The 23,494-nt window shown below is 35.6% G+C and carries 24 protein-coding genes; 17 read left to right on the plus strand and 7 right to left on the minus strand.

Going from position 1 to position 23,494, the window contains the following annotated elements; all coding sequences use genetic code 11:
- Positions 1 to 4 precede the first annotated feature (4 nt).
- The gene (gene rocF / locus AABJ44_RS13935) at positions 5 to 910 is read left to right on the plus strand and encodes an arginase (RefSeq protein WP_074643810.1); all 906 of its coding nucleotides are present in this window, start codon (positions 5 to 7) and stop codon (positions 908 to 910) included.
- 21 nt (positions 911 to 931) lie between these two features.
- On the opposite strand, the gene AABJ44_RS13940 is transcribed toward rocF, so the two are convergent.
- Positions 932 to 1,789 carry a YitT family protein gene (locus AABJ44_RS13940; protein WP_338369643.1) on the minus strand — a complete coding sequence of 286 codons (858 nt, stop codon included), beginning with the start codon at positions 1,787 to 1,789 and terminating at the stop codon, positions 932 to 934.
- A gap of 104 nt (positions 1,790 to 1,893) precedes the next feature.
- Between AABJ44_RS13940 and htpG the strand changes: the two genes are divergently transcribed.
- Positions 1,894 to 3,873, plus strand: coding sequence for a molecular chaperone HtpG (htpG, locus tag AABJ44_RS13945; protein ID WP_338371299.1), 1,980 nt, complete (start codon positions 1,894 to 1,896; stop codon positions 3,871 to 3,873).
- Between the two features lie 155 nt (positions 3,874 to 4,028).
- On the opposite strand, the gene AABJ44_RS13950 is transcribed toward htpG, so the two are convergent.
- Together AABJ44_RS13950 and AABJ44_RS13955 are read right to left on the minus strand one after the other, a co-directional pair.
- Positions 4,029 to 5,957 (minus strand): AMP-dependent synthetase/ligase, encoded by a 1,929-nt coding sequence (locus AABJ44_RS13950; RefSeq protein ID WP_338369644.1) that lies wholly within the window; start codon positions 5,955 to 5,957, stop codon positions 4,029 to 4,031.
- A gap of 86 nt (positions 5,958 to 6,043) precedes the next feature.
- On the minus strand, positions 6,044 to 8,152 hold the full coding sequence (locus AABJ44_RS13955) for a methyl-accepting chemotaxis protein (protein WP_338369645.1): 2,109 nt from the start codon (positions 8,150 to 8,152) through the stop codon (positions 6,044 to 6,046).
- 142 nt (positions 8,153 to 8,294) lie between these two features.
- Between AABJ44_RS13955 and AABJ44_RS13960 the strand changes: the two genes are divergently transcribed.
- Positions 8,295 to 9,059 carry a tRNA1(Val) (adenine(37)-N6)-methyltransferase gene (locus AABJ44_RS13960; protein WP_338369646.1) on the plus strand — a complete coding sequence of 255 codons (765 nt, stop codon included), beginning with the start codon at positions 8,295 to 8,297 and terminating at the stop codon, positions 9,057 to 9,059.
- Here the strand turns inward: AABJ44_RS13960 and AABJ44_RS13965 are convergent.
- A complete protein-coding gene (locus tag AABJ44_RS13965) occupies positions 9,056 to 9,718 on the minus strand; it encodes a TetR/AcrR family transcriptional regulator (RefSeq protein WP_074643789.1) in 663 nt (220 codons plus the stop codon). The two genes, AABJ44_RS13960 and AABJ44_RS13965, sit on opposite strands and share 4 nt — an antisense overlap.
- A 127-nt stretch (positions 9,719 to 9,845) precedes the next feature.
- On the opposite strand from AABJ44_RS13965, the gene AABJ44_RS13970 reads away from it, so the two are divergent.
- Both AABJ44_RS13970 and AABJ44_RS13975 read left to right on the plus strand, forming a co-directional pair.
- The gene (locus AABJ44_RS13970) at positions 9,846 to 10,073 is read left to right on the plus strand and encodes a hypothetical protein (RefSeq protein ID WP_074643786.1); all 228 of its coding nucleotides are present in this window, start codon (positions 9,846 to 9,848) and stop codon (positions 10,071 to 10,073) included.
- 73 nt (positions 10,074 to 10,146) lie between these two features.
- Entirely contained in the window at positions 10,147 to 10,977 is an 831-nt protein-coding gene (locus tag AABJ44_RS13975) for a DUF975 family protein (RefSeq protein ID WP_338369647.1), read from the plus strand.
- Positions 10,978 to 11,012: 35 nt separating this feature from the next.
- Here AABJ44_RS13975 and aspS read toward each other — a convergent pair whose 3' ends face one another.
- Complete coding sequence (gene aspS, locus AABJ44_RS13980; protein ID WP_338369648.1) at positions 11,013 to 12,851, minus strand: aspartate--tRNA ligase; 1,839 nt, start codon at positions 12,849 to 12,851, stop codon at positions 11,013 to 11,015.
- 119 nt (positions 12,852 to 12,970) lie between these two features.
- Between aspS and AABJ44_RS13985 the strand changes: the two genes are divergently transcribed.
- The 8 genes from AABJ44_RS13985 (at position 12,971) to AABJ44_RS14020 (ending at position 19,177) form a co-directional block, all read left to right on the plus strand.
- Entirely contained in the window at positions 12,971 to 14,218 is a 1,248-nt protein-coding gene (locus tag AABJ44_RS13985; protein WP_338369649.1) for an integron integrase, read from the plus strand.
- Positions 14,219 to 14,236: 18 nt separating this feature from the next.
- Positions 14,237 to 14,434: a hypothetical protein gene (locus AABJ44_RS13990; RefSeq protein WP_338369650.1), complete on the plus strand. Its 198-nt coding sequence runs from the start codon at positions 14,237 to 14,239 to the stop codon at positions 14,432 to 14,434.
- A 52-nt stretch (positions 14,435 to 14,486) separates the two neighbouring features.
- Positions 14,487 to 14,759: an XRE family transcriptional regulator gene (locus tag AABJ44_RS13995; protein WP_338369651.1), complete on the plus strand. Its 273-nt coding sequence runs from the start codon at positions 14,487 to 14,489 to the stop codon at positions 14,757 to 14,759.
- A gap of 213 nt (positions 14,760 to 14,972) precedes the next feature.
- The gene (locus AABJ44_RS14000; protein ID WP_338369652.1) at positions 14,973 to 15,815 is read left to right on the plus strand and encodes a hypothetical protein; all 843 of its coding nucleotides are present in this window, start codon (positions 14,973 to 14,975) and stop codon (positions 15,813 to 15,815) included.
- 106 nt (positions 15,816 to 15,921) lie between these two features.
- The gene (locus AABJ44_RS14005; protein WP_338369653.1) at positions 15,922 to 16,611 is read left to right on the plus strand and encodes a tetratricopeptide repeat protein; all 690 of its coding nucleotides are present in this window, start codon (positions 15,922 to 15,924) and stop codon (positions 16,609 to 16,611) included.
- A gap of 114 nt (positions 16,612 to 16,725) precedes the next feature.
- The gene (locus AABJ44_RS14010) at positions 16,726 to 17,301 is read left to right on the plus strand and encodes a hypothetical protein (protein WP_338369654.1); all 576 of its coding nucleotides are present in this window, start codon (positions 16,726 to 16,728) and stop codon (positions 17,299 to 17,301) included.
- Positions 17,302 to 17,425: 124 nt separating this feature from the next.
- Positions 17,426 to 18,586, plus strand: a complete 1,161-nt coding sequence (locus tag AABJ44_RS14015; RefSeq protein WP_338369655.1) for an SH3 domain-containing protein — start codon at positions 17,426 to 17,428, stop codon at positions 18,584 to 18,586.
- Between the two features lie 177 nt (positions 18,587 to 18,763).
- Entirely contained in the window at positions 18,764 to 19,177 is a 414-nt protein-coding gene (locus AABJ44_RS14020; RefSeq protein ID WP_338369656.1) for an NUDIX hydrolase, read from the plus strand.
- A gap of 4 nt (positions 19,178 to 19,181) precedes the next feature.
- Here the strand turns inward: AABJ44_RS14020 and AABJ44_RS14025 are convergent, their stop codons facing one another.
- Together AABJ44_RS14025 and AABJ44_RS14030 are read right to left on the minus strand one after the other, a co-directional pair.
- On the minus strand, positions 19,182 to 19,463 hold the full coding sequence (locus AABJ44_RS14025; protein WP_338369657.1) for a DUF2442 domain-containing protein: 282 nt from the start codon (positions 19,461 to 19,463) through the stop codon (positions 19,182 to 19,184).
- Positions 19,464 to 19,473: 10 nt separating this feature from the next.
- A complete protein-coding gene (locus AABJ44_RS14030) occupies positions 19,474 to 19,734 on the minus strand; it encodes a DUF4160 domain-containing protein (RefSeq protein WP_338369658.1) in 261 nt (86 codons plus the stop codon).
- A gap of 156 nt (positions 19,735 to 19,890) precedes the next feature.
- Between AABJ44_RS14030 and AABJ44_RS14035 the strand changes: the two genes are divergently transcribed.
- From AABJ44_RS14035 to AABJ44_RS14050, 4 genes are all read left to right on the plus strand, one after another.
- Entirely contained in the window at positions 19,891 to 20,352 is a 462-nt protein-coding gene (locus tag AABJ44_RS14035) for a hypothetical protein (protein WP_143064211.1), read from the plus strand.
- Positions 20,353 to 20,642: 290 nt separating this feature from the next.
- Entirely contained in the window at positions 20,643 to 21,230 is a 588-nt protein-coding gene (locus AABJ44_RS14040; protein ID WP_338369659.1) for a transglycosylase domain-containing protein, read from the plus strand.
- A 283-nt stretch (positions 21,231 to 21,513) separates the two neighbouring features.
- Positions 21,514 to 22,095: a hypothetical protein gene (locus AABJ44_RS14045; protein ID WP_338369660.1), complete on the plus strand. Its 582-nt coding sequence runs from the start codon at positions 21,514 to 21,516 to the stop codon at positions 22,093 to 22,095.
- A gap of 303 nt (positions 22,096 to 22,398) precedes the next feature.
- Positions 22,399 to 23,493, plus strand: coding sequence for a YARHG domain-containing protein (locus tag AABJ44_RS14050; protein WP_338369661.1), 1,095 nt, complete (start codon positions 22,399 to 22,401; stop codon positions 23,491 to 23,493).
- Position 23,494: the final 1 nt, after the last annotated feature.

The following is a 23,494-nucleotide window of genomic DNA, read 5'->3' on the forward strand; positions in this document are numbered from 1 at the left end:
TAGTATGAATGTACATATTTTGGAAATGCCACTGGACTTTGGTGCCAGCAGACACGGTTCAGACATGGGACCTTCTGCAATCAGACTTGCAGGAATAAAAGAGAAACTTGAATCAATCGGACACACAACTTACGTTCACACAGATATTTTTAAAGCTACTGCACAGGAATATGAAAAACCTGGAAATCCAAATGCAAAATACTTAAAACCAATTGTAAGAGCCTGCAACAAACTTGCCTCTTCTGTTGAAATCATAACTTCCGAAGGAGATTTCCCGCTTGTTCTTGGTGGTGATCACTCTGTAGTTCTTGGTTCTCTTGCCGGACTTGCAGCTACTGCAAAAAAAACTGGCCAGAAAATTGGTGTACTTTATGTAGATGCCCATGGCGATTTTAATACAAATGAGACAACACCAACAGGAAATATTCACGGTGAATGTCTTGCGGCTTCTGCAGGCCTTGGACTTCCTGAACTCACAAATCTATATTTTGATGGTCAGAAGGTTGATCCAAAGAATATCTGTTTTGTAGGTTCACGCGATCTTGACCCGGGCGAGAAAAAGCTGATGAAGGAAGCCGGCGTTACAGTTTTCACAATGAGCGATATTGACCGCCAGGGTTTTGATACTGTTGTAGAAAAGGTAAAAACCTTCTTCAAAAAGGTTGATATTATTCACGTAAGTTTTGACATGGACTGTCTGGATCCTATGTTTGCACCGGGAACTGGTATTCCGCTCCCAGGTGGACTTACAAACCGCGAAGCACTTCTTCTTATGGAAGAAATTGCTACAACCGGCAAAGTAAAATCAGCTGAAATCGTAGAAGTAAACCCTATTCTGGATGTACGAAATCAGACTGCAATACTTGCTGTAAATCTTGCAGCACGTTTGCTTGGCGAAACTCTTTATTAAATTTTCGGGGCGGCTGGCCGGCTAATCCTGCTTTTTCATAATGAAATTACCCTTGAGCATTTTTGTCTGCAGAATGTTGACGAATGCGCAAGGGTCTGTTTTTTTTATGGAACGAAGCAGTTTGTCTTCTTCATCTGAAGAAATTACAGTGTAAAGCATTTTACGCTCGGTTCCCTGATAGCAGCCGTTTCCAGTAAAAAGTGTTGCGTCATGACCTGTTATTTCGCGAATCACCTGTATAATCTGAGCAGGATAATCAGTAATAATCAAAAGTGTAGATTTCTGGTATCTCTTGTAAAGGAAGTTCAGAATCTGAGTGCTTACAAACTGAAATACAATTGAATACAGCGCGCGGCTCCAGCCAAATAAGAGACCGAAAATTCCAAGAATAATCACATTAAAAACAAGGATATGATTCCAGATACTGTGACCTGTTTTTTCAGAAACATAAATCGAAATAAAATCTGTACCGCCACTGGTTGCGCCAGCTAAAAGACAAAGACTGATTGCAAAACCATTTACAATTCCACCAAAGATGGAGCAGAGCATAATATCATCTGTCATCTGAAAGCCCGGGAACAGATCTGTAAAAAGACCGGATGCAATAATTGCCCAGATGGAAAGCAGTGTGAATCTTTTTCCAACGAAGCGGAAACAGATAAGAGCCGGTACAATATTAAGCCCCCAGTAAAAAACAGTAAAAGGAACATGAATCTTAAAGAATTTGGAAAAGACTTCCTGAAGTAAAAGTGAAATACCAGTGAAGCCGCCCGGGAGTAAGCCTGCGGTAGATACAAAGGTATTAAGGTTCAGTGCCATAACAGCGGCACCTGCAGTTACGAGTAAAAATCTCAGAAAAAGTCTAACATTGTCTCTCATATTTATAGTTTAAGCGATAAATGTGATTCGGTGAAGAAAAAAAATTTGCCTTTTTAAATAAAAATTTATTATTTTTAAAGATGATTCTAAAATCAGAGGTAATCATGGCAAAATATGAATTTCAGACAGAAGTAAATCAGCTTCTTAAACTTATCATTCATTCACTTTATTCAAATAAGGATATTTTCCTCCGGGAAATCGTTTCAAATGCATCAGATGCTCTTGATAAATTAAAGTATCTTACAGTTTCTGATGAAGCTTTTAAGGCAATTAAGTTTGAGCCAAGAATCGACATCACTTTTGATGAAAAGGACAGCACACTTACTGTTCAGGATTCTGGTATTGGTATGACAGACGAGGACCTCACAAACAACCTCGGTACAATTGCCCGCTCCGGTACAAAGGCATTTATGGAGCAGCTTACAGCTGAGGCAAGCAAGGATTCTGCTCTTATCGGTCAGTTCGGTGTAGGTTTCTACTCTGCATTCATGGCTGCAAATAAGATTGATGTTTATACACGCAAGGCAGCAGGTGACGGAAAAATCTGGCACTGGTCTTCTGACGGTACAAACTCTTACGAAATTGAAGAAGTAGCCGTAGATAGTGCTGCTGCTAAGAAATATGGTTTTGATAAACCTGAATTGAGCGGATCTGCAATCGAAATGCACTTGAACGACGACAGCAAGGAATTCGCTTCACGCTGGAAGATTGAAGAGCTTATCAAAAAGTATTCAGACCACATTGCATTCCCTATCTTCCTTCACTACGAACAGAAAAAATATGATGATAAGGGAAAAGAAACTGGCAGCGAGAGCAAAATTGACCAGGTAAACAGCGCTTCTGCACTTTGGAAGAGAAGCAAGAGCGAACTTAAGGACGAAGATTACAACGAGTTCTACAAGACATTCGGCCACGACGGACAGGATCCACTCCACTACGTTCACACACATGCAGAAGGAACTCAAGAATATACAACATTGTTCTTTGTTCCACAGACAGCTCCTTTTGATATGTACCAGGCTGATTACAAGAGCGGACTTAAGCTCTATGTAAAGCGTGTATTCATCACTGATGATGACCGAGAATTGTTGCCATCTTACCTCCGCTTTGTACGTGGTATTATCGACAGCGAAGACTTGCCATTAAACGTAAGCCGTGAAATCCTTCAGCAGAACCGCATCCTCGACAATATTAAATCTGCATCTGTAAAGAAATTGCTCAGCGAGTTCAAGAAGATGGGCGAAGCCGCAGACAAGGCAAAGAAAGTTGCAGAAGCAGACCGCACAGACGACGACAAGAAAGCAATTGAAAAGTGGAGCAAGTTCGTAAAGAACTTCAACCGTCCTATGAAGGAAGGTCTCTACAGCGACTACGCAAACCGCGACGAAATTGCAGAAATCGTTCGCTTTAAGTCTACAGATGCAAGTGGAACTGGTGATGACAACTACACAAGCTTTGCAGACTATGTTCAGCGCATGAAGACAGACCAGAAGTCAATCTTCTACATCAGCGGAAGCGACGAAAAGAACCTTCGTGCAAATCCACTCGTAAAAGCATACACAGATAAGGGCTTTGAAGTTCTTATTATGGATGATGATATTGATGACATCGTAATTCCAGGATTCGGAAAATATAAGAACGAGTTCGAGCTTAAGGCTGTAAACCGCGCTGGTTCAGACGAAGACCTCGGCGGCGACAAAGAAGAAGCTAAGAAGAAGGAAGAAGCATTCAAGCCTGTAGTTGAAAAGATTAAGAAGGCTCTCGGTGACAAGGTTAAGGAAGTTAAGCTTTCTAAGACCTTGAGCGGTGAAAACCCATCTTGTATCGTTGTAGATGAAAATGATCCAAGCTATCAGATGATTCAGATGATGCGCGCTATGGGTCAGGCTGGTCCTGATTTGAAGCCAATCCTCGAAGTAAATGGTGACCACCCAATTCTCGCAAAGATTAAGGAAAGCGACGACGAAGCTCTGATTGCAGACGTTTCAGAAGTTCTCTTCACTCAGGCATTGATGATTGCCGGTATGGAAGTTAAGGAACCTGCGGAGTTCGTAAAGCATCTTAATAATCTGTTGAGTAAATAAAAAAAGACCCCGAAACAAGTTCGGGGTGACAGTCATCTTGATTAAAGGACGACATCTTGATAAACAAACGTCATCCTGAACTTGTTTCAGGATCTATAAAAAAAGCACGCTGATTTATAACCAGCGTGTTTTTTTTACGTTCGTTTGATTTTAGGCTACTCAGTGAACATCGATTCAATCTTATCTTTATACAAATCGTTGATGCGGAAGCGCATGATTTCCTGTTTTGCTGAAAGTTCTACGCCAACTTCGAATGGCTTTGTGATGAGGGAGAACTTTGAAATACGTTCGAACATCTTGAAGCCGTTCTTTGCACTGATAAGGTTTGCGATTTCTGTTTCGTAAAGCTTCTGAATTGCTTCTGATTCAAGAAGATTTTCGTAAGTATCATACTGCAAACCATTGTAAGCAGCGTAGTTTTTAATTTCATCTTCATCAACAAGAATTAAAGCTGCAAGGTAGCGCTGGTCCTGACCAACAACTACAGCCTGCTTAATATAGCGTGATTCAGAAAGCTTTGTTTCAATAGGAAGAGGTTCAAGGTTTTCACCACCGCGAAGAACGATTGTATCCTTAATACGGCCCTTAATACAAAGTTCGTTATGAATTGTCATAATTGCAAGGTCACCAGTATCAAGCCAGCCGTCTTCATTGATTACCTTTGCAGTAAGGTCTGGGCGTTTGTAGTAACCTTTCATTACTGTTGGTCCCTTAATCTGAAGAACACCTTCTTTACAGCGGCCAAGAACAAAACCGTCCTGTGGGTCAACAATGCGTGCTTCAACACCACGGATTGGAGAACCGATAGTTCTGAAAATTGGATCAGCCATAGGGCGAACTGCAACGATTGGAGCAGTTTCTGTAAGTCCATAACCTTCTACAATCTGAACTCCGATTGCCCAGAAGAATTCATCAATAAACTTAGGGAAGGCACCACCACCAGCAACACCGGCACGGAAGTTTGTACCAAGCATAGATTTGATTTTTCTGAATACAAGAAGATTTCCAAGACCATACAGTGGCCACAAAAGAGTCCAAGGAATCAGACAAACAATCCACCAGAATACAGGATAGTAGCGTGTATAGCAGGCATTTTTGTTGAACATGCGTCGAGACATTGCCTTCTGAATCTTTGCAACGCGAACAAAGAAGTTAAACATTGCAAGAACAATACCACCTGTTTTACGCATCTTCTTTGTAATTCCATCATAAACTGCTTCGAATACACGAGGAACAGCTGGAAGAAGATGTGGATTAAGTGTCTTAAAGTCTGCCAGAAGAATTGAACCAACCGGCTTAGAATAACAAAGACATGCACCCTGAATCAAAATTACGTATTCAACTTCGCGTTCAAAAACATGCCATACTGGAAGCACGCTTAATGCTCTGTCACCAGGGTTCAGGAAGATACGCTCTGGAATTTCATCAAGCTGAGCAAGGAAATTGTGATGAGTAAGCATTACTCCCTTTGGTGTACCTGTAGTTCCAGAAGTAAAGATGATTGTAGCAAGTTCATCACCCTTACCCTTTTCAAGTTCTTCTTCTACTTTACCCTTATTTTCAATACGCCATTTCTGGCCAATCTTCATCAGATCTTCATAAAGAAGAATTGTTACTCCTGCAGCCTTTGCAGTTTCCTGATTATCTGCTTTTACATCACTTTCAATAGATATGATTGTTTTAAGTGCAGGAAGCTTATCTTTTAAAGAAAGAAGTTTTGTAACCTGTGAGTTATTTTCAACTACACAATACTTAGCTTCTGTAATAGAAAGGATTTTTTCAAGGTCGATTGGAGTTGCATCACAGCCTCGTGGAACATCAACAGCTCCAATATTCATAATACCGAGGTCTACATATAACCATTCTGCACGGTTATCAGAAATAAGACCAATTGGATCGCCACGCTGAATTCCAAGGCTGAGTAAAGCTGCACCAAAATCAAGACCAAGCTGGTATACTTCACGATAAAGCACAGGTTCAAACTGACCATTCTTTATGCGCTTCATCTGTGCATTTACTTCAGAAAACTGCTCAGCAGAATTCTTTATCATTTTTGGAACAGTGTAATTCTCATCAAAAATCATAATTTTTTACTCCAAAATGAATGACATTTTTGATGCTTTTTGTCATTCATTCTTGAAGTATATAGTGAGTTTAAAAAGATTTCAAGTTAAACTTTGAACAAATCAATCTCTGAACCAATCTTCTTAATATTGTCGGCAACAGTGCCGGTGATTACAGAAAGGGCTGCACCAGTTGCATTCATTCGCTCAACACCAATCTGCATTTCATCAATACTACCCTTCATTGAGTCAGTTGAAATCTGAAGTTTCTCAATTTCCTTGAGAATGTGTTTATTTCCTTCTGTCATTTCATCAGATGCAGAACGTACTTCAGAAGTTGAATTATTCATAGCATGCAAAGCATCTATAATCTGCTTAGAACCAATCTGCTGCTCTTCCATTGCACCCTTAATCTGCTCAATAATCTGACTGGTTTCTGCAATACTGTTAGTAATTGCTGTAAAGGCTGTGTTTGTTTCGCTTGAAACGCTTACAACATCCTGGATAGTCTCAGAAATCTTCTGAAGCTCATTTCCAATTGTCTTAGACTGATCAGTTGAAGTTTCTGAAAGCTTACGGATTTCATCGGCAACGACAGCGAATCCTTTACCTGCTTCACCAGCATGTGCCGCTTCGATTGCCGCATTCATAGCAAGAAGGTTTGTCTGTTCTGCAATATTGGCAATAGCGATATTTGCTTCCTGAAGCATCTTAGACTGTTCCTCAATACGCATGATTTTTTCATTTGCATTATTCTGTGTAGTGAAACCAGCTGAAGAGTGCTCCTGTAATGTATGGAAGGATTCAATCATCTTTCCTACAGAATTATTAACAGCATTGATATTTCCAATCATCTGTTCTACAGAGGCAGAAGCCTCAGTTACACTTGCAGCCTGAGATTCAATCATACGCTCAAGAGAACTGATATTTGAACTGATCTGATTTACCGCGCCGGCAGTTTCCTGTACAGAATCAGCCTGACTAAGAATCTGTTTATTTACGCTTTCGATATTTGCAATAATTTCTGTAATTGATGCAGAAGCATCCTGTGTTGTTTCCTGAAGTCCGCTATCAACACTAATAAGATTTGATTTAGATATCTGGAGATTTGTTACAATTCCCTGAAGTTTTTCAACGAAGGTATTAAAGCCCCGAACTACATCACCAATTTCATCATTTGAAGCTGCTGGAATACGCTGTGTAAGATCTGCATTTCCACTGGCAATTGTTTCAATAGATTTCTTTACAACAGTAAGAGGCTTAATAAGAAGTCTTACAAGAATAACAATTATGACAGCAGAAATTAAAAGTGTTATCATATTTACATATGTAAGAGAGCGATTCATTGAACTCAGTGTACCAAAGTAATAATCATATGAAGCTACACCAAACAGTGTCCAGGTTGTACCAGGGATTTTTTTGTATGAAGCAATAAGATGTACATGAATATTAGGATCTTCAAAGGCATCGATACCTTCTTTTCCCTGGAAGATATTTGCAAGAATAAGACCAAGTCCTTGTGTTTCATCAAGCTGCTGATCTCCATTTGCATTTTCATCAGTTCCTTCATTTGCATTTGCAACAGTTGTACTTGTAGCCCAGTTGATAACCGATGGATGCAGTCCACCACCCATATCGATCTTTGAAATTGTATCAAGGATTGTATTTCCCTGGATAACCATTACGATTGCACCAATTGGTTTATGATTTTCGTTATATACCGGTACTCCATAATGCTGAAGAATACTATTAGTAACAGCACTTAATGCAGGATCCGAAACAAAATCTTTTCCAGAAAAAGATTCTTTGAAATAAGGACGGGCTGCAAAATTCATAAGACGGCCATCATCTGTAATTGCATTTCCCTGTGCATCATAAAAGGCCATATTCTGAATATTTGAGCCAATTGAAGCAGCAACTTTTTTCAGCTGATTCTGTTTATCTGCCAGAGAAACTGTTTCATCCTTCATAATAGCAAGTTCTGCAATTGAATGAAGAGTCTGAAAGTGCTTATCGTTTATAGCCTGAATCTGGTGAACAACATCCCAGGAAAGAGAATCTATCTGACTATAAACACTTCTAGTCATTCCAACAGAAGCTTCTCTATATGCAACTTCTCCAAAGATAATGTTTGCGACAAAAAGAACTGCCAGAAACATTACCAACAACTTGACTGCTAAAGAAATACGAAGTTTACCAATTCTTGTTTTAGCCATTTATCCCTTCCATTAATAAACAATCAAATATAGAATTGTTTTTTTCTATAATTTTGTTTATGTTAATAAAAATAGTATATCACACTTTTTGTTAATTGCTAATTTTTTCTAATATATAGTAAATTTCTGTTATATTTGAACTATGGAACAGGTTGATACATTACGCAACGGCTTTAAGATTATTCAGGACACAGAACGCTTTCAGTTTGGAATAGATGCGGTTTTACTGGCTGATTTTGCTGTTTCAGGAGGTTTACGCTCTGCAAGTGGAGTACAGGCTGGTGAAAAAGTAATCGATCTGGGAACAGGAACCGGAATTATTCCACTTTTAATGGCTGGAAGCCAGGCTTTAAGCTCAAATAATCTGAAATCTTCAATAACATTTACCGGACTGGAAGTTCAGGATGCTTCTGCAGAAATGGCAAAGCGCAGTATAGCCCTGAATCAGCTTGAAAATCAGATAAATATAGTAAAAGGTAATTTATGTGAGGTTGATAAACTTTTTGATAAACACAGTTTCAATGTTGTAACCTGTAATCCGCCTTATATGGCTGACATTCATGGAAAAGGTAATAATCTGGATGCAAAAACAATAGCACGACATGAAGTTTTATGTACACTTGAAGATGTTGTAGCAGCTGCAGATTATCTTCTGGCTACACACGGGCGTTTTTTCATGATTCACAGGCCTTACCGACTTCCAGAAATTTTCGAATCACTTGCAACTCATAAGCTGGAAGCAAAAAAAATGCGGCTTATTTACCCTTTTGCTGACAAAGAACCGAATATGGTAATGATAGAAGCCCGTAAAAATGCAAAGAGACGGCTCATAATTGAACCGCCTCTTGTAGTACGTAATGATGATGGTGAATATACCGATGAAATTCATCGGATATACGGTGATTAAAGAGATTTCAATACAGCATCTACCAGTTTGAGAGTTCGGCTAAGGGCAGCCTCATCTGTTGGAAGTGCAAAAAGTCCACCAGCCTTACTGTCTGGATTCTGTCGTACAATCTCTTTTCTTGCTGCAATATAGTAATCTCTATGCTGAATAATGATTGCAGAGAGCTGTGCAGCAATATCTTTAAGTTCCTTATCTGTTTTCTTTGCAATTTTCTTTGCAGCAGCAAAAGCAGTAAGAATATCCTTTATTGCATCACAAATTCTGTTGTTTTCCCCTTCAACAATTTTGAATGCATCAAGATTAAAATACTGTTCGCTGTGAACGAAAACATAAATCTGGAACAAAGGTTCGTTTTCAAAAAGCTCTGTATAGCGTGTTATGAGCTTCTTAAACACTGCAGAAGGAGCTGTTTTTCCACCCTTAATTCCTTCAAGAGTCTTCTCCTGCGTAAAACCTACAGCTTCTATTTCTTTAGCACAATAAGAAAGTGTTGCAGTATACATAGCATCGCGGCTCTCAAAGTGGTTATAGAGAGAAGCCTTTTTAATCTCCAGAATATCTGCTACATCAGCCAGAGAACTGGCGCCGGCACTCTTATCAAAAGCGCTGGCCATAAAAGCCTGAATAATTTTTTCCTGTGAAATATTTTTCTTACTCATACTATAAATATCGGTAACTAACGTTAATTAGTTTAAGAAAAAATGAACGGTCGTTAGCCAAAAAAACATTGCAAAATACCCAATTCGTTATAAAATAGAGATAAAGACAAATCAGGAGGTCATTTTAATGGCAAAAAAAGGTAAAGATTATTTTGGACTGCCATGGCTTATCAGCCTTATTCTGGCAATTATTCCGGTAACTTCATGGTTATTTGGAGCTGTAACCCGCTTCCAGGAAGGAAAACCTGTTGCAGGTATTATCCGCCTGCTGCTTCTCGGCTGGAACGTAATCTGGATTATCGATATTCTTTGTGTTCTTTTCACAAAAAAGATTCTTAGAATTCTGAATATGTAAAATAAATTCCCGTGTTTTTGCACGGGAATTTCAATTTTACAATTAAAAAATTGTTATTTAAAAAGGAAAATTTATGAATTTCAATGCTAAAAAAGTATTGGCTGCTGAACAGCTAAAGCCTTATTCTAAAACACCGCGTCTTGCGTTACTAATCAGTTTAATTGTTTCTTATACTCTGGCAATCATATTTACAGTATTTATTCCAATCCGGTTTTCCCCGTTTTCAAAAATTCTTCCTAAGATCTATAGTACAAACTTATTTACTAATTTCAAATTTTCCACCACATTTCAACCTTTTCAATTTCTTGATATTTTAATTACCGGTTTAATAACTCCTGTTTTCAGCATGGCATATTTTGCGTTAATTGTTCAGATTGCAAAACAAAAAAAGACCGACCAGTATTATAATTTTACACTTAAAGATTATTTTGCTAATTTCAAGCTTGCTGGGAAAGGTATTGGTAATTACTGGTGGACTATTCTATGGGTATCCATATGGGGACTCCTTTTCCTTATTCCACTTATTTGCATTGAAGGTTTTGTATTTTACATTTTTATAGAAAAAAAACTTATAGATCCAAAAATAGCAAGCAAAATTATCAATATATCTGGCTTAATTTGTTTTTATTCTGTTTATATTTTCAAATGGATTGCCTATTGTCTGAATACCTACGCTATTGCAGATAATCATGCTTTGAAAATCCGGGAAGCAATGAATGTAAGTAAATCAATTACAAAAGGACATCGCCTCGAACTTTTTCAATTTTATCTGAGCTTTATCGGCCAGTATTTCCTGATTATTGTTACACTCGGAATCGCTTCTATCTGGCTTCAGCCGCACATTAATATGTCGGTTTATAACTTATATAAAGAACTGCTGGAAAATTATAAACCTGCTGAATAAATAAAAAAGGCTGCCCGTTTGGACAGCCTTTTTTATTAGTCGTCTTTTTCTACGTCGTAGCAGGTAATGTGAAGGTCTTTCAACTGCTGTTCATCAACAGGAGAAGGACAACTGTCCATAGGGCTTGCTGCAAGGTTATTCTTAGGGAAGGCGATTACCTCGTGGATTGACTCTTCGTGGCACATAAGCATTACGAGACGGTCGAGACCAGGTGCAATTCCTCCGTGTGGTGGAGCACCGAACTTAAATGCCTGTACGAGGAAGCCGAAAGCCTTCTCTGCGCGTTCGCGGCTGTAACCAACGATTTCAAAAATGCGTTCCTGAAGAGCAGGATCATTAATACGCATAGAACCTGAAGCAAGTTCGTATCCGTTGAGTACGAGGTCGTAAAGGTCTCCCTTTACTGCGCCCGGATCCTGTTCCAGTGTATCCCAGTACTGCTTCTGTGGAAGTGTGAACATGTGATGTTCTGTTTCCCAGTGGTTCTCTTCTTCGTTCCATGCAAAGTATGGGAAGTCGATAATCCATGCAAAGTGAAATTCATCATTTGGATTATAGAGGTTGAGATCTTTACCAAGCTGCTTACGAACGGCACCGAGTGCTGTACAAGCAAGCTGCCAGTTTTCGTCGCTTACGAACAAAATCAAGTCGTTCTTTTCTGCACCGAGTTTTGCACAGATTTCAGTTTCTTTTCCGGCGTAGAACTTTGAAATTCCACCTTCGAAAACGCCTTCTGCATTTACTTTCATCCATGCGAGGCCCTTAGCTTTGTATGTCTTAGCAACTTCTTCGAGTGCTTCAATATTCTTGCGGCTGTATTTGTCTGCAACATTCTTTACAACGAGAGCCTTGAGACCGCTTCTCTTATGGCGCTGAACGTCACGGCCAGAATTAGCAGCACCTGCCTTGAATGCGTTGAAATCAGCGAGGTCAGCCATGAAAGCTGCATCCTGCATCTTCATGTCAAAACGAAGGTCTGGCTTATCGCTTCCGTACCAGTCAAAAGCATCTTCCCAGGCAATGCGGTCGAACTTTGCCGGCAGATCATAATTCAAAGTCTTTTTGAAGATGTACTGCATCATTCCTTCTGTTGTTGAAAGAACTTCTTCACGGTTTGTGAAAGACATCTCCATATCAATCTGAGTAAACTCAGGCTGGCGGTCTCCACGAGCATCTTCATCACGGTAGCAGCGTGCAATCTGGAAATACTTATCGAATCCAGAAACCATCAGAAGCTGCTTGTAAAGCTGTGGGCTCTGTGGGAGAGAATAGAATTTTCCAGGGTGAACGCGTGACGGAACGAGATAGTCACGTGCTCCTTCCGGAGTTGATTTAATGAATGTAGGAGTTTCAATCTCAAGGAAGCCTTTACCAGTAAGGTACTCGCGTGTAGCAAAAGCAACCTGGCTTCTGAGGATGATATTGTGCTGCATTGGCTCGCGGCGGAGGTCAAGGTAGCGGTACTTCAAACGAAGATCTTCGTTTGCAACTACGAGAGTTCCGTCCTTCTGGCGAACTTCTTCGATAGAGAAAGGAAGTTCCTGAGAAGTTGTGAAAATCTGAATATCAGATGCTTCAACTTCAATTTCGCCTGTTGCCATATCAGCATTAATATCTTTATCTGAGCGTGCATTTACAACGCCTTCAACTGCGATACAATATTCACTCTTAAGGCTGGCAGCAATCTTCTTAACATCATCACTAGCACTATCGCCAACCATTACCTGTGTGATTCCATAGCGGTCACGCAGACGGATAAACAAAAGGCCGCCCAAGTCACGGGTACGGCTTACCCAACCGTTCAAAACAACTTTCTTACCAACATCACTCTTGCGGAGCTCGCCACAAGTCACTGTACGCTTAGTATTTTCCATAACACAGTATTTTAGCGTTATGATAGAAGTTTTACAATTAGATATAAAAAAATCATTTTTTTTCTCCTAAAAACTTCCTAAAATAGTAAAGTCTATACCATATTAAGTATGAGGTTTTTGTGATAAATAATAATACAAGTAATTATGACATTCTCATCAGCGACTTTGATGAACACTACTTCAAAGTAGATTTTCCAGGACAGTTTGATAAGAAGATGCTGGACGCCGTGCGAGCTGTACCCGGGCGAATCTGGAATTCTGAATTGAAAATCTGGATGCTGCCGCTTGAGTTTGTAGAAAATGGAAAAAGTTCCACTACTGCACTTCTGGAAAATCTGTATGCGACGGGACTTTATAATTTTTCAAAAGATGAATCTGGAAATACGAAAAAAGTCTTGCCACATGTCCCATATCAAAAATCAATTTCAAAAATGAAAGACATGCTGCAGGTAAGACATTACAGCAAGCGGACAATTGAATGCTATTTGCGATGGGTAAAAGAGTTTTTGGAAAAATATGGTCGTAATGGAACTGATGGGCTTGGTCAAAAACAAATCAATGAGTTCCTGACGACACTTGCTGTGAAATACAAAGTAAGCCCTTCTACACAAAATCAGGCACTGGCAGGACTGTTATTTTATTTCAGATTTGTAAAAGGCAAAAACCCGATAGAACTTGAATCAGTTATAAGGGCAAAGAAAAAGCCACGGATTCCTGTTGTATTCAGCCGTGCAGAAGTTCGCAGGGTGATTGAATATATGCCCGTTGAGAAAAGACTCTGCGCAGAAATGATTTACGGAACCGGCATGCGCTTAAATGAACTGATTGAACTTCGGATTCTGGACGTTGATTTTGACCGGAGTGAAATCATCATAAGGCATGGAAAAGGTGATAAAGACAGACGCGTGATGCTGCCGCAAAGCCTCATCCCAAAAATCAAATCTCAGATAGAAAATGTGAAAAAACTACATGAAAAAGATTTAGCTGATGGATGGGGGGCTGTTCCACTGCCAGGTGCACTTGCCGGAAAATACCCCGGCGCAGAAAAAGACTTGAAATGGCAATGGCTCTTCCCGCAGAAAAACCGCTGGAAAAATCCGAACACAGGTGAAGAAGGAAGGTGGCATATGGACGGCACTCTATTACAAAGAGCCGTCAAAAGCGCTGTGCTAAAAGCGGGCATAAACAAAAACTCGAGCTGCCATACCTTCAGACATAGTTTCGCTACACACTTGTTGGAAAACGGATACGACATAAGAACTGTACAGGAGCTGCTGGGACACAATGATGTGAAAACTACGCAAATTTACACGCATGTACTTAACCGAGGACCGAGTGGAGTTATCAGTCCGCTGGATAATATGTAATTTTATGAGTCAAATTATTTGACAGGTGTAACAGATATGTGGTACAGTAAAACGTCAACAATAGATAAAGACTCTTGTCTGATTTATAGAGGTCCTTGTTTCATAATAGAATGGTTCTATGATGAAAACGGATACAGTCAGCCGTATGAATATTTTCTAAAATCTTCTACTGGCCAAAAACGAAAATTCCTGCTCAAGAAAAAGCACTGGCAATAAATAATATGGCAAATTATTATCTGTGCCATAAAGATAGCATGGAGGAATAATTATGGAATCAACCTTTGATAAATTCATCACAAATAATCCCAAAGAAAAAGCAAAATTCGAGAAAGAATATAATGATTTTCTCCTTTCAGAATTTATTTTGGAAAGAATGGAAAAGGAAAATCTGTCTGTACGTGCTCTTGCAAAAAAAGCCGACGTCTCCCCTACTATTATTCAAAAACTAAGAAAAAGTGAAACCGCTGAAAAAATTAATTACGGGACTTTCATGGCAGTAATAAACTCTTTGGGATATAAATTGAAGCTTGTTCGTTTATAAAATATATTTCCTAAGATTAATGATGTCTCAATAACAAAATAAAGAACTTATGCATATCCGTATAAAATCCTTTAAAAGTCACATAAGTTGTTGTAGAATAAAGACAAGTCAGTTACTTATTAAAGACAATATTTGAATTCACAAAAAAACTTAATGGGAACTGTCGAAGAAATGTTATGCTGACACCCGCACTGGGGTGCCTAAGAAAAAAATATGGAAAAATTTGTAGGAAATACTTTTTTTAATAAAATTAAGTATCCGTTTATTATTTTAAGTCTCATATCTTTATTGTTGTTAGCAATACTTTATGATTTTTCATATACATTTTCTAATACATTTTTAATTTTGTTAATAATTTATTTTATTGCTAAATCTAGAAAAGTTAGAAATGCTTATAAAATTGAAAATAATTCTTTTACGATAAAATCATTTGGAAAAATTAAGGAATTCAATATAAAAGAATTAACTGATTTTTATGAAAAAAAAGAGGGAAAGAACTTAATTTACATTTTTCAATTCGGAAATAAAAAAATTCATATATATTATGACGAAAATATGAAAGAAATAATTGATTCCTTTTATGCAAACCATTTTGAATTCTTTTACCAAAAAAAGAAACAAGAATATGATTCTGGAAAAGAACGTTGTCCGGAAAGCAAAAGAAATGAGCTTATAATCCATATTATCTATGGAAGCGTTTTATTATGTTGGACAGTTTTATGTGTTATTTTGTTTCTTAAAGATAGTAATGAGTATTTAAAATTTGTTATCTTATTTATTATGTTTTGGCAACATTGGTTCATAGAATTACATCGTATAAGAAATATGAAAAAGTATTTTAACAATGAAGGTTTTCATGAAAAGAAATATATTATTCCATATTCAGAAATAAAAAGTATCATAAAAACAAAGAAGAAACTTCTAACTGTACGTTGGCCGACAACAGTAGACTATTTAACAATTACTACTGATGTTGAAAAAATAGATATTGAAGATAATATATCATGTAATGTATCATTTTACAGATATATTCAAGAGAAATTAAAACTGAATTAAAGATATTAGCATAACAAAGGTTCGTAGCCGACAGCGGGTCAGGCCCGCTGCGGTACAACCAGTTGTTATGTGGACGCCCGCACTGGGGCGCTGATATGAGGGAAAAATGAAACAAAAATTATTAAATTTTTTCTTAATCATCTTATCCCTTTTACTTATTGTAATAACAACCTCAAGAATTATTTTTATAAATCAGTTTACTACAGCATTTATATTAGATATTTTAAGAAATTATTTATTTGTTTTTATACTCTTTGGTTTTATTAAATATACATGGAAAAGTTTATTTTTAAGTTTAGTTACTTCATCCATTATTTTATGCATCTCCACTATTGAAATTCTATTACGGATAAAACATGGAGAAACTTTTATCCAGTTAAAAGTTCTGTTAATTTTTCTTATTAGTATTTGTGTATTGATATATTATTTTTTCATAAAGTTTTTCAAGGAATTCTGTATAGAACAAAATGCTCAAGCACTTGTCATTAAAAATAAAATTAAATCTGCAATTTTAGTTTATTCAGTACTAATCAGAAAGAATAGAAATAGAACAGACCTTATTTATTCTAGAGGAACTCTTTTTGATAAAATAAACAAATATAAAAAAGCGAAAAAAGATTTCCTTAAATCTATAGAATCTGAAAATCCTGATCCTAGAGGTTTTATTGCATTAGGAATTTATAAATATGAAAATCATGAAAACGATAAAGCTATTGAATTATTGAGAAAGGGAATACAATTGAATCCTGACTTATATGAATATCTTCCACAACCCATGAAAGATATTATAAAATAATAAAACACATAACAAAGGTTCGTAGCCGACAGCGGGTCAAGCCCGCTGCGGTACAACCAGTTGTTATGCTGACACCCGCACTGGGGTGCCTTAAGAAAAAAGGAAAAAAAAAGTATGGATTTAAAAGAAATTGAAGAAAACATTAAGAATTATTCCAATGAAAAATTAATTATTGAAGGAATAATTAAAGTAAATGATTATATTCCTGAAGTACAGGAATTATTTAAGAAAGAAATAGAATTTAGAAAAATTTCAGAAGAAGAAATCAATAAAATAAAAGAAAAAAATGAAATAAACAAAAATGTAAAAAAACATAATAAATCAAATAAGCTAAGAGGCGTTTTGCTTTTTATAAATATAATTTTATTTATCGATTTTTTTATATATTTATTTGCAGGATTCTTTGCAATTAGAAATATTGGTTTAATTGAATCATTTTTATTATTTATAATTTCAATAATTTGCATACTGAGTTTCATTTTAATACTTTGCAGAAAACAAATAGTAAAAAAAATATTTATAATTTTAATGTGCATTTGTATACTAATAAGTATAATAAATATATTAATTTTTTTATTTACTAATTCAATTGGATCAATTGGAAAAGATTTATATTTAATAATTAAAGATAGTTTGTTTATAATTTATTTCTTAAAATCGAATTATGTAAAAACTTATCTAATAAAATAAAGCATAACAAAGGTTCGTAGCCGACAGCGGGTCAAGCCCGCTGCGGTACAACCAGTTGTTATGCCCACGGCTCACTGAGCCGGTAGGATTTTTAAATTTTAAAATAGTAGGAGATAAATAGTAAATGAAAAAGCTTATTTTAATCACTCAAATTTTATTTATTGTTTTAGTTATTACATCATGTTCTAAACAAAAAAAAGATTTTGAAGCTACTTCCAATGAAAGTATTGAAACCGAAAATACTTTAACAGAAGCAACTACCTCAGAAGTTAAGGAAGAAAATCAAAAGTCTCAGTTTACCTACGATTACACACAGCAAGACGATATTTTAGGAATTATTCCTGGTAAAGACGGACGCCCCGATGAAGTTGATATTGCATACGGACATATAATCAATATGAAAGATTGGTTTATGACAGATATGTCTCAAGATGGAAAATATTCCATCAAATATACCGGGGAATATTATTATACTTACGCTAGGTATTACATACCAAATGAAGGCGAACGCAAAGATTTAAATCTTATTATGCTAAAAGAAGAATCTCCTCTTTATAATCCAAAAGATTTAGGAGCAACTGAAAAAGATATATGTAGTCTGGGTTGTGAATTTATACCTATAGCAAGAAGTTCAGAACCTATATCGTTTAATGAACAAACAACTTATTGGTTCAAAGTAAGTGAAGATAAATGGATTCCGGGCTCATCTGTTTACATTCAGCCGGGAGCTTTTGACAAACTTTCTGTAGAAGACTTATGGGTTGGAATGGACTTTGAGGAAATAAAGGATGGTGCATGGTTCGTTGTAAAAACGAATGACGGTTCTTCTTTAAGACTTCGTGATTCCTCAAATATACAAACAGGAAATGTGATTTCAAGTATTCCTCAGGGAACATGGATATATGCTGAAACTCAGACTTCCAAAACCGAAATAATAGATGGAATAGAAGCTCGCTGGTATAAAATAACATATCCTGAAAAAGGTTATGTATTCGGTGGTTATCTTGAAAAACAGGATGATGTCTGTGGATTGAGTTTTGCCCAATTCGAAGTAATGCACTATCGTCATGATGATAGTAACAATTATACATTCAAAGTCTATTCAGCTCCCACTACAAAATCACAATACCTTGGAGAATATGAAATCAAACCAGATGAATATGGTTATCTCGCTATGATTGAAACAAAAGAATTAGAAACAGTAGATGGAGTTCAAGGAGTTTGGATTAATATAAAAGAACCTGTAGAAGGTTTTATTTTCGGTTATAATTTTATATATAAATAATTTCAAATATGTAAATCTATTATACGCGGCAGTCGGTGCTGCCGCTAAAAGATATATTTTTGTAGTAACAAGGCATAACAAAGGTTCGTAGCCGACAGCGGGTCGAGCCCGCTGCGGTACAACCAATTGTTATGCTCACACGCCACTGGCGTGGTATAGGAAATAAAAAAAGTAATTATGGTAGATAAAATTCAAATGATTGGTACGGCTTTTTTGCCAATAGATAAAACCAACAAAAAAATTTTAGTTTCAAAAAGAAGTATGAATAAAAAATATTTTCCGGGCTATTGGGAAGTAATTGGCGGAAATCTTGAATTTGGGGAAGATTTTACAGACTGTGTAATCCGAGAAGTGAAAGAAGAGATAAACTGCAATATAAAAAATCTGACACATTTACATTCACGAACAATGTATCTTAATGATTTGATGTATATTACAGTTGCTTATTATGGCGAAATATTAGAAGAACCTGTTTTTAATAAAAATGAAATTTCTGAAATCAAATGGATTACTGAAAACGAAATAGACGATTTTGAATTTTGTCCTGGTGATGTTGAATTATTGAAAATAGGTTTTAAGAGTATAAAGTAGCTGATCAGGCAATATGCGCCAAAGGATCTTCTACTTCAATTCCTTTTTCGTAAATTGTATAAGGGTCAATATCGATACAATTGTATTTATCGTATTTACCATCCAATGTCCATGCAAGAGTTCCATTCAGGACTGTACAGTTATTTATGTAAAAATCTAAATCATTTAGTTTAGAGAAAACGCCTTTGCCTACTAAATGAGATACATTATATTCTTTTATCTTTCCATCTACGAAATAAACGAAAACATTATAATTGTCTTTAGGTAAAACCTGTACAACTTCCATTTGTACCTCCTTACGTAAGTGGATTTATTTTTGCTGGTAATTCCATATTTTTAGCCTGATTCCAACTATCTTTAAGTTCCTGCTTATGCAATTCAGACCAGGCTAAAACCAATTTCAATTTATTTGAGGGGATAGCTCCTTTTAGTACGCAAGAATTCTCTATTTCTACTAATGCTTCTTGACCAGCATATTTTGCATGAAAATGAGGTGGTAAATGATCATCAAAATAAAGGCAAATTTCTATTCCTTCAAATTCACTAACAACAGGCACTATTTACTCCTAAAATAAATATATCATAAAAAAACAATATCGACTATAATAAAAAGCATAACAAAGGTTCGTAGCCGACAGCGGGTCAAGCCCGCTGCGGTACAACCAGTTGTTATGACGACAGGCGCACTGGCCTGCCTTTTTTTTGGAGAAAAAATGAAAAGAACTGTTTCGTTATTATTTATATGTGTATGTATTTTTAAATGTTACGCAATAAATTTTGAGATAGTTAATAAAAATTTTCCATATTGGGCTTTCCAACAGAATTATTGTTCTGAAGAAGAAACTGATCCAGAAAATCATAATAATATTGTACTTTCTACTCATTTAGTACAAGCATTTCCATTTCCTTTTACTCATCGAGTATTCGATTTTTTAGTTGATAAGAATATAACATGGAACAAAATGACAATTTATAGTTTTTCTTATCAATCAGAGGATGGCGAAGTTACTATTATAAAAAATAAAAAAATAAACAATGAGAGAATGTTTAATATAATTAAAGATTATCATTGGATTAAAGAAATGGAATATTTTGAAAACGTCATGGGAAAAATTGTATATAGTTTTGATGATGGTGAAATAATTACAGAATATACTGAATTAAGAGTTTGGTAATAGAAGAATATTTAAGAAAGCAAGTCGAGCTTGCTTTCTTAAATGAAATTGAACTTTAGGATTTACGCGAAGAAGCGATAGTACGCGGCTTTACGCCGCTTAGGAAAAGTATAATAATAGAAGCATATGCTTCATTTGGTTGTACAGAATTTTCATAAAGAAAAAAGGTTTTATGGAATCTAATTCTGTATAAGAAATATATTTGTCATAACAAAGGTTCGTAGCCGACAGGCAGTCAAGCTGCCTGCGGTACAACCAGTTGTTACACGGACGCCCGCATTGGGGCGCTAGTGAATAAAAAAATGAAAGTATTACTAAAAATTTTAAAATTTGTATTTATAATTCTTTTTTCTTTTATTCTTATACTTTATATAAGTTTAAATATTTATGTAAAATCAAAAGAAGTCAAAGTTGATAAAAATGAATTAATAAGCTTATCGACAATTTCTTTATCAGATAACCAAATAAAAATAGCAAGTATAGTATTAAATAAACAATCAAATCCTAAATTTCATAATTATTTCTTTTTAATAAATGATGCATTTTCTGGAAGAAATAATGTTGCTCGAATAACTGCATTTACTTATATTGCAGAACATGATGATTTTCGGCACATCACAAGTATTGAAAGACATGTTGTAGAACTTGCAACGAAAAGATACATTATGAAAAAGATTGATTATACAATCTGCTATAATTACCTATTTTCAAAATTATATTTCGGAAACAGTATATACGGTCTTTCCGAAGCTTCTGACTTTTACTATTCAAAGAAATATACAGAATTAACAGACAAAGAATTTATAAGTCTGTGTTTATTGCTCCATAATCCAGCTTTTTATGATTTTCGAAATGAAAAAAAAAAGAAAAAGATGTGAAGAAGAACTAAATAGAATTTATTTACTTTATCAAGAGAAGTAAAAAAAATTAAATTGAACTTTTAGGCTTGGACGAAGAAGCAATAGTATGCGGCTTTACGCCGCTTGAAAAATATAAAAAAAGAAGTATTGGCTTCTTAAAAAAATATGGAATAGATTTTATAATCTATAAGAAGCAAAAGAAATCATGTAACATGCACTTCAAATCGGATGTCGGGTCAAGCCCGCCACCGTTTAAGTGCGTAGTTATACGGACGCCCGCACTGGGGCGCAATAGGAAAAAATGAAAAAAGTAAGTTTATATTTAGTTATTTTATTAATGTTTATCTCTTGTTCTACAAATAAAACAGTATATTTAAAAGCTATTGGGCCTACATCGTACGAGGAAAATGGTATAAAAGTAAGTGTATCAGAGCAACAGGAATATTGGATTCATTTTGATCCAGATACATATCCTGCAATGATAAGCTTTCATTTTGATTCTGATATATTACCTAATTATTTTACTGTAAAAAGTGTTCAGCTAAATGTTGATAAATTTAATATAGCTGTAAAAAAGGAGATAAATAAAACTATCATATTAGAGGAAAAAGACTTTAATACTGAAAGAAAATATTATGGTTACTTCTTTTGTGATGACTATCTTTATACAAAAGATATTATCGAAGCATGGAATAAATATAATTCATTTCCAATAACTCCGAGACTTTTGTATAAAGAGTTTAAAAATGTAAAAGAAGTAACATATACATTAGAAGTTGAATATAAAATAAACAATATTCAATCAACCTCATTTTACAGTTTCCCATACTCAACAAGAAATGTAACTTCATTAAGACTATGGGATACTTGGATGAGTGTATAATTAAGGAAAATTTTAGAAAGCAAGTCAAGCTTGCTTTCTAAAATTAAATTGAACTTTAGGGCAGCACAAAGTAGCAGTAGTACGCGATATTCGTCGCTTAGAATTGTTCACAAAATATTCGAAGCGTTGCTTCTTAAAAAAATAAACAGTAACTTCTTTTAAAGAAAAATAAAAAAAGAAAATATTGTTTAAGAAATAATTTCGTGTAACAAAGGTTCGTAGCCGACAGCGGGTCAAGCCCGCTGCGGTACAACCAGTTGTTATGTGGACGCCCACACTGGGGCGCATTTGGAGGAAAAATAAATGAGTAAAAGAGTTCTTATTACTTTTATTTTGATTGCTTTAAGTAGCATTTGTTTTGCTCAAGGATTTTCTACACCTTGCGATTTGATTTACCCCGATGCTTTGTATAAAGACTCTTTTATTCTTCTACAGAAAAATGTGAATATTCAGAAGTGTGGCGAAAGGAGTTTTGAAAGCGAAGTTGTCCTTGATGTGGAAAATGTAAAAGGAGCTGCAGAAAGTACTTTCATATATTTAAATCCATATGATCCAACATCAAGAAGCTTAAAAGAAGATTGTATTTCAGTATACATAAATAATAAGTTTGTAAGAGCTGTCAAAGATAATTCTGAAGATGGTGACATGTTTTTATTCACTGCTTTTGTCCCAGAGGGACGTTTTAAAATAAAATATGTAATGGAACATGGAGGCAGTGAGATATCTGGTACATACTATTGTGAAATAGAGAATAATTATATAGGAAAATGGAATGTTTCTGCCAGTTATTCAGAAACAATTTCTGCTTCTATTTACAATGATGTTATTTCTTTTGACCCGGCAGATGTAAAACTAGTCGGAACTGGAAAACAAAGTGGCAATTCATATTTCTTAAAATCTGGATATATTTCTTATTCAACCAAAAAAAAGTATTCAGGGTTTTCTATTCATTGCCAAAATTTTTACAATGGGTTTGGTGGTGGCAGTGGTTGCCCGATACCACCAAGTATTTATAGCGATGATGAAAAAATACATTCTGCAATAGGATATATATATGAGTTTATAACAGATGCAAGAATTGTTGAAGAAAAGTTAAAATGGGATAATGATAACGATTACCTTAACTATAGTTTTAGTAAATTACTCGAAGTATTAGAAAAATTGGATAAAGATGAATTAAGACTTTTGAGGAATGCCTTTTATGCAAAAAACAATTATGTATTCAAGAATTCTTCCCTGAATAATTTTTTCAGTTCAGCTATATGTTATTTTCCAGACAAGTCTGTGACTGTCGATAAAATCAAAATAGAAAAACACGAAAAAATATTGATTGAAATGATTCAAGCAGCTGAAAAAGGCGAATCATCTGAATCTGTTATTAATAAGTATAAAGAATAGC

The organism is Treponema bryantii (assembly GCF_036492245.1).
Classification (GTDB): domain Bacteria; phylum Spirochaetota; class Spirochaetia; order Treponematales; family Treponemataceae; genus Treponema_D; species Treponema_D bryantii_C.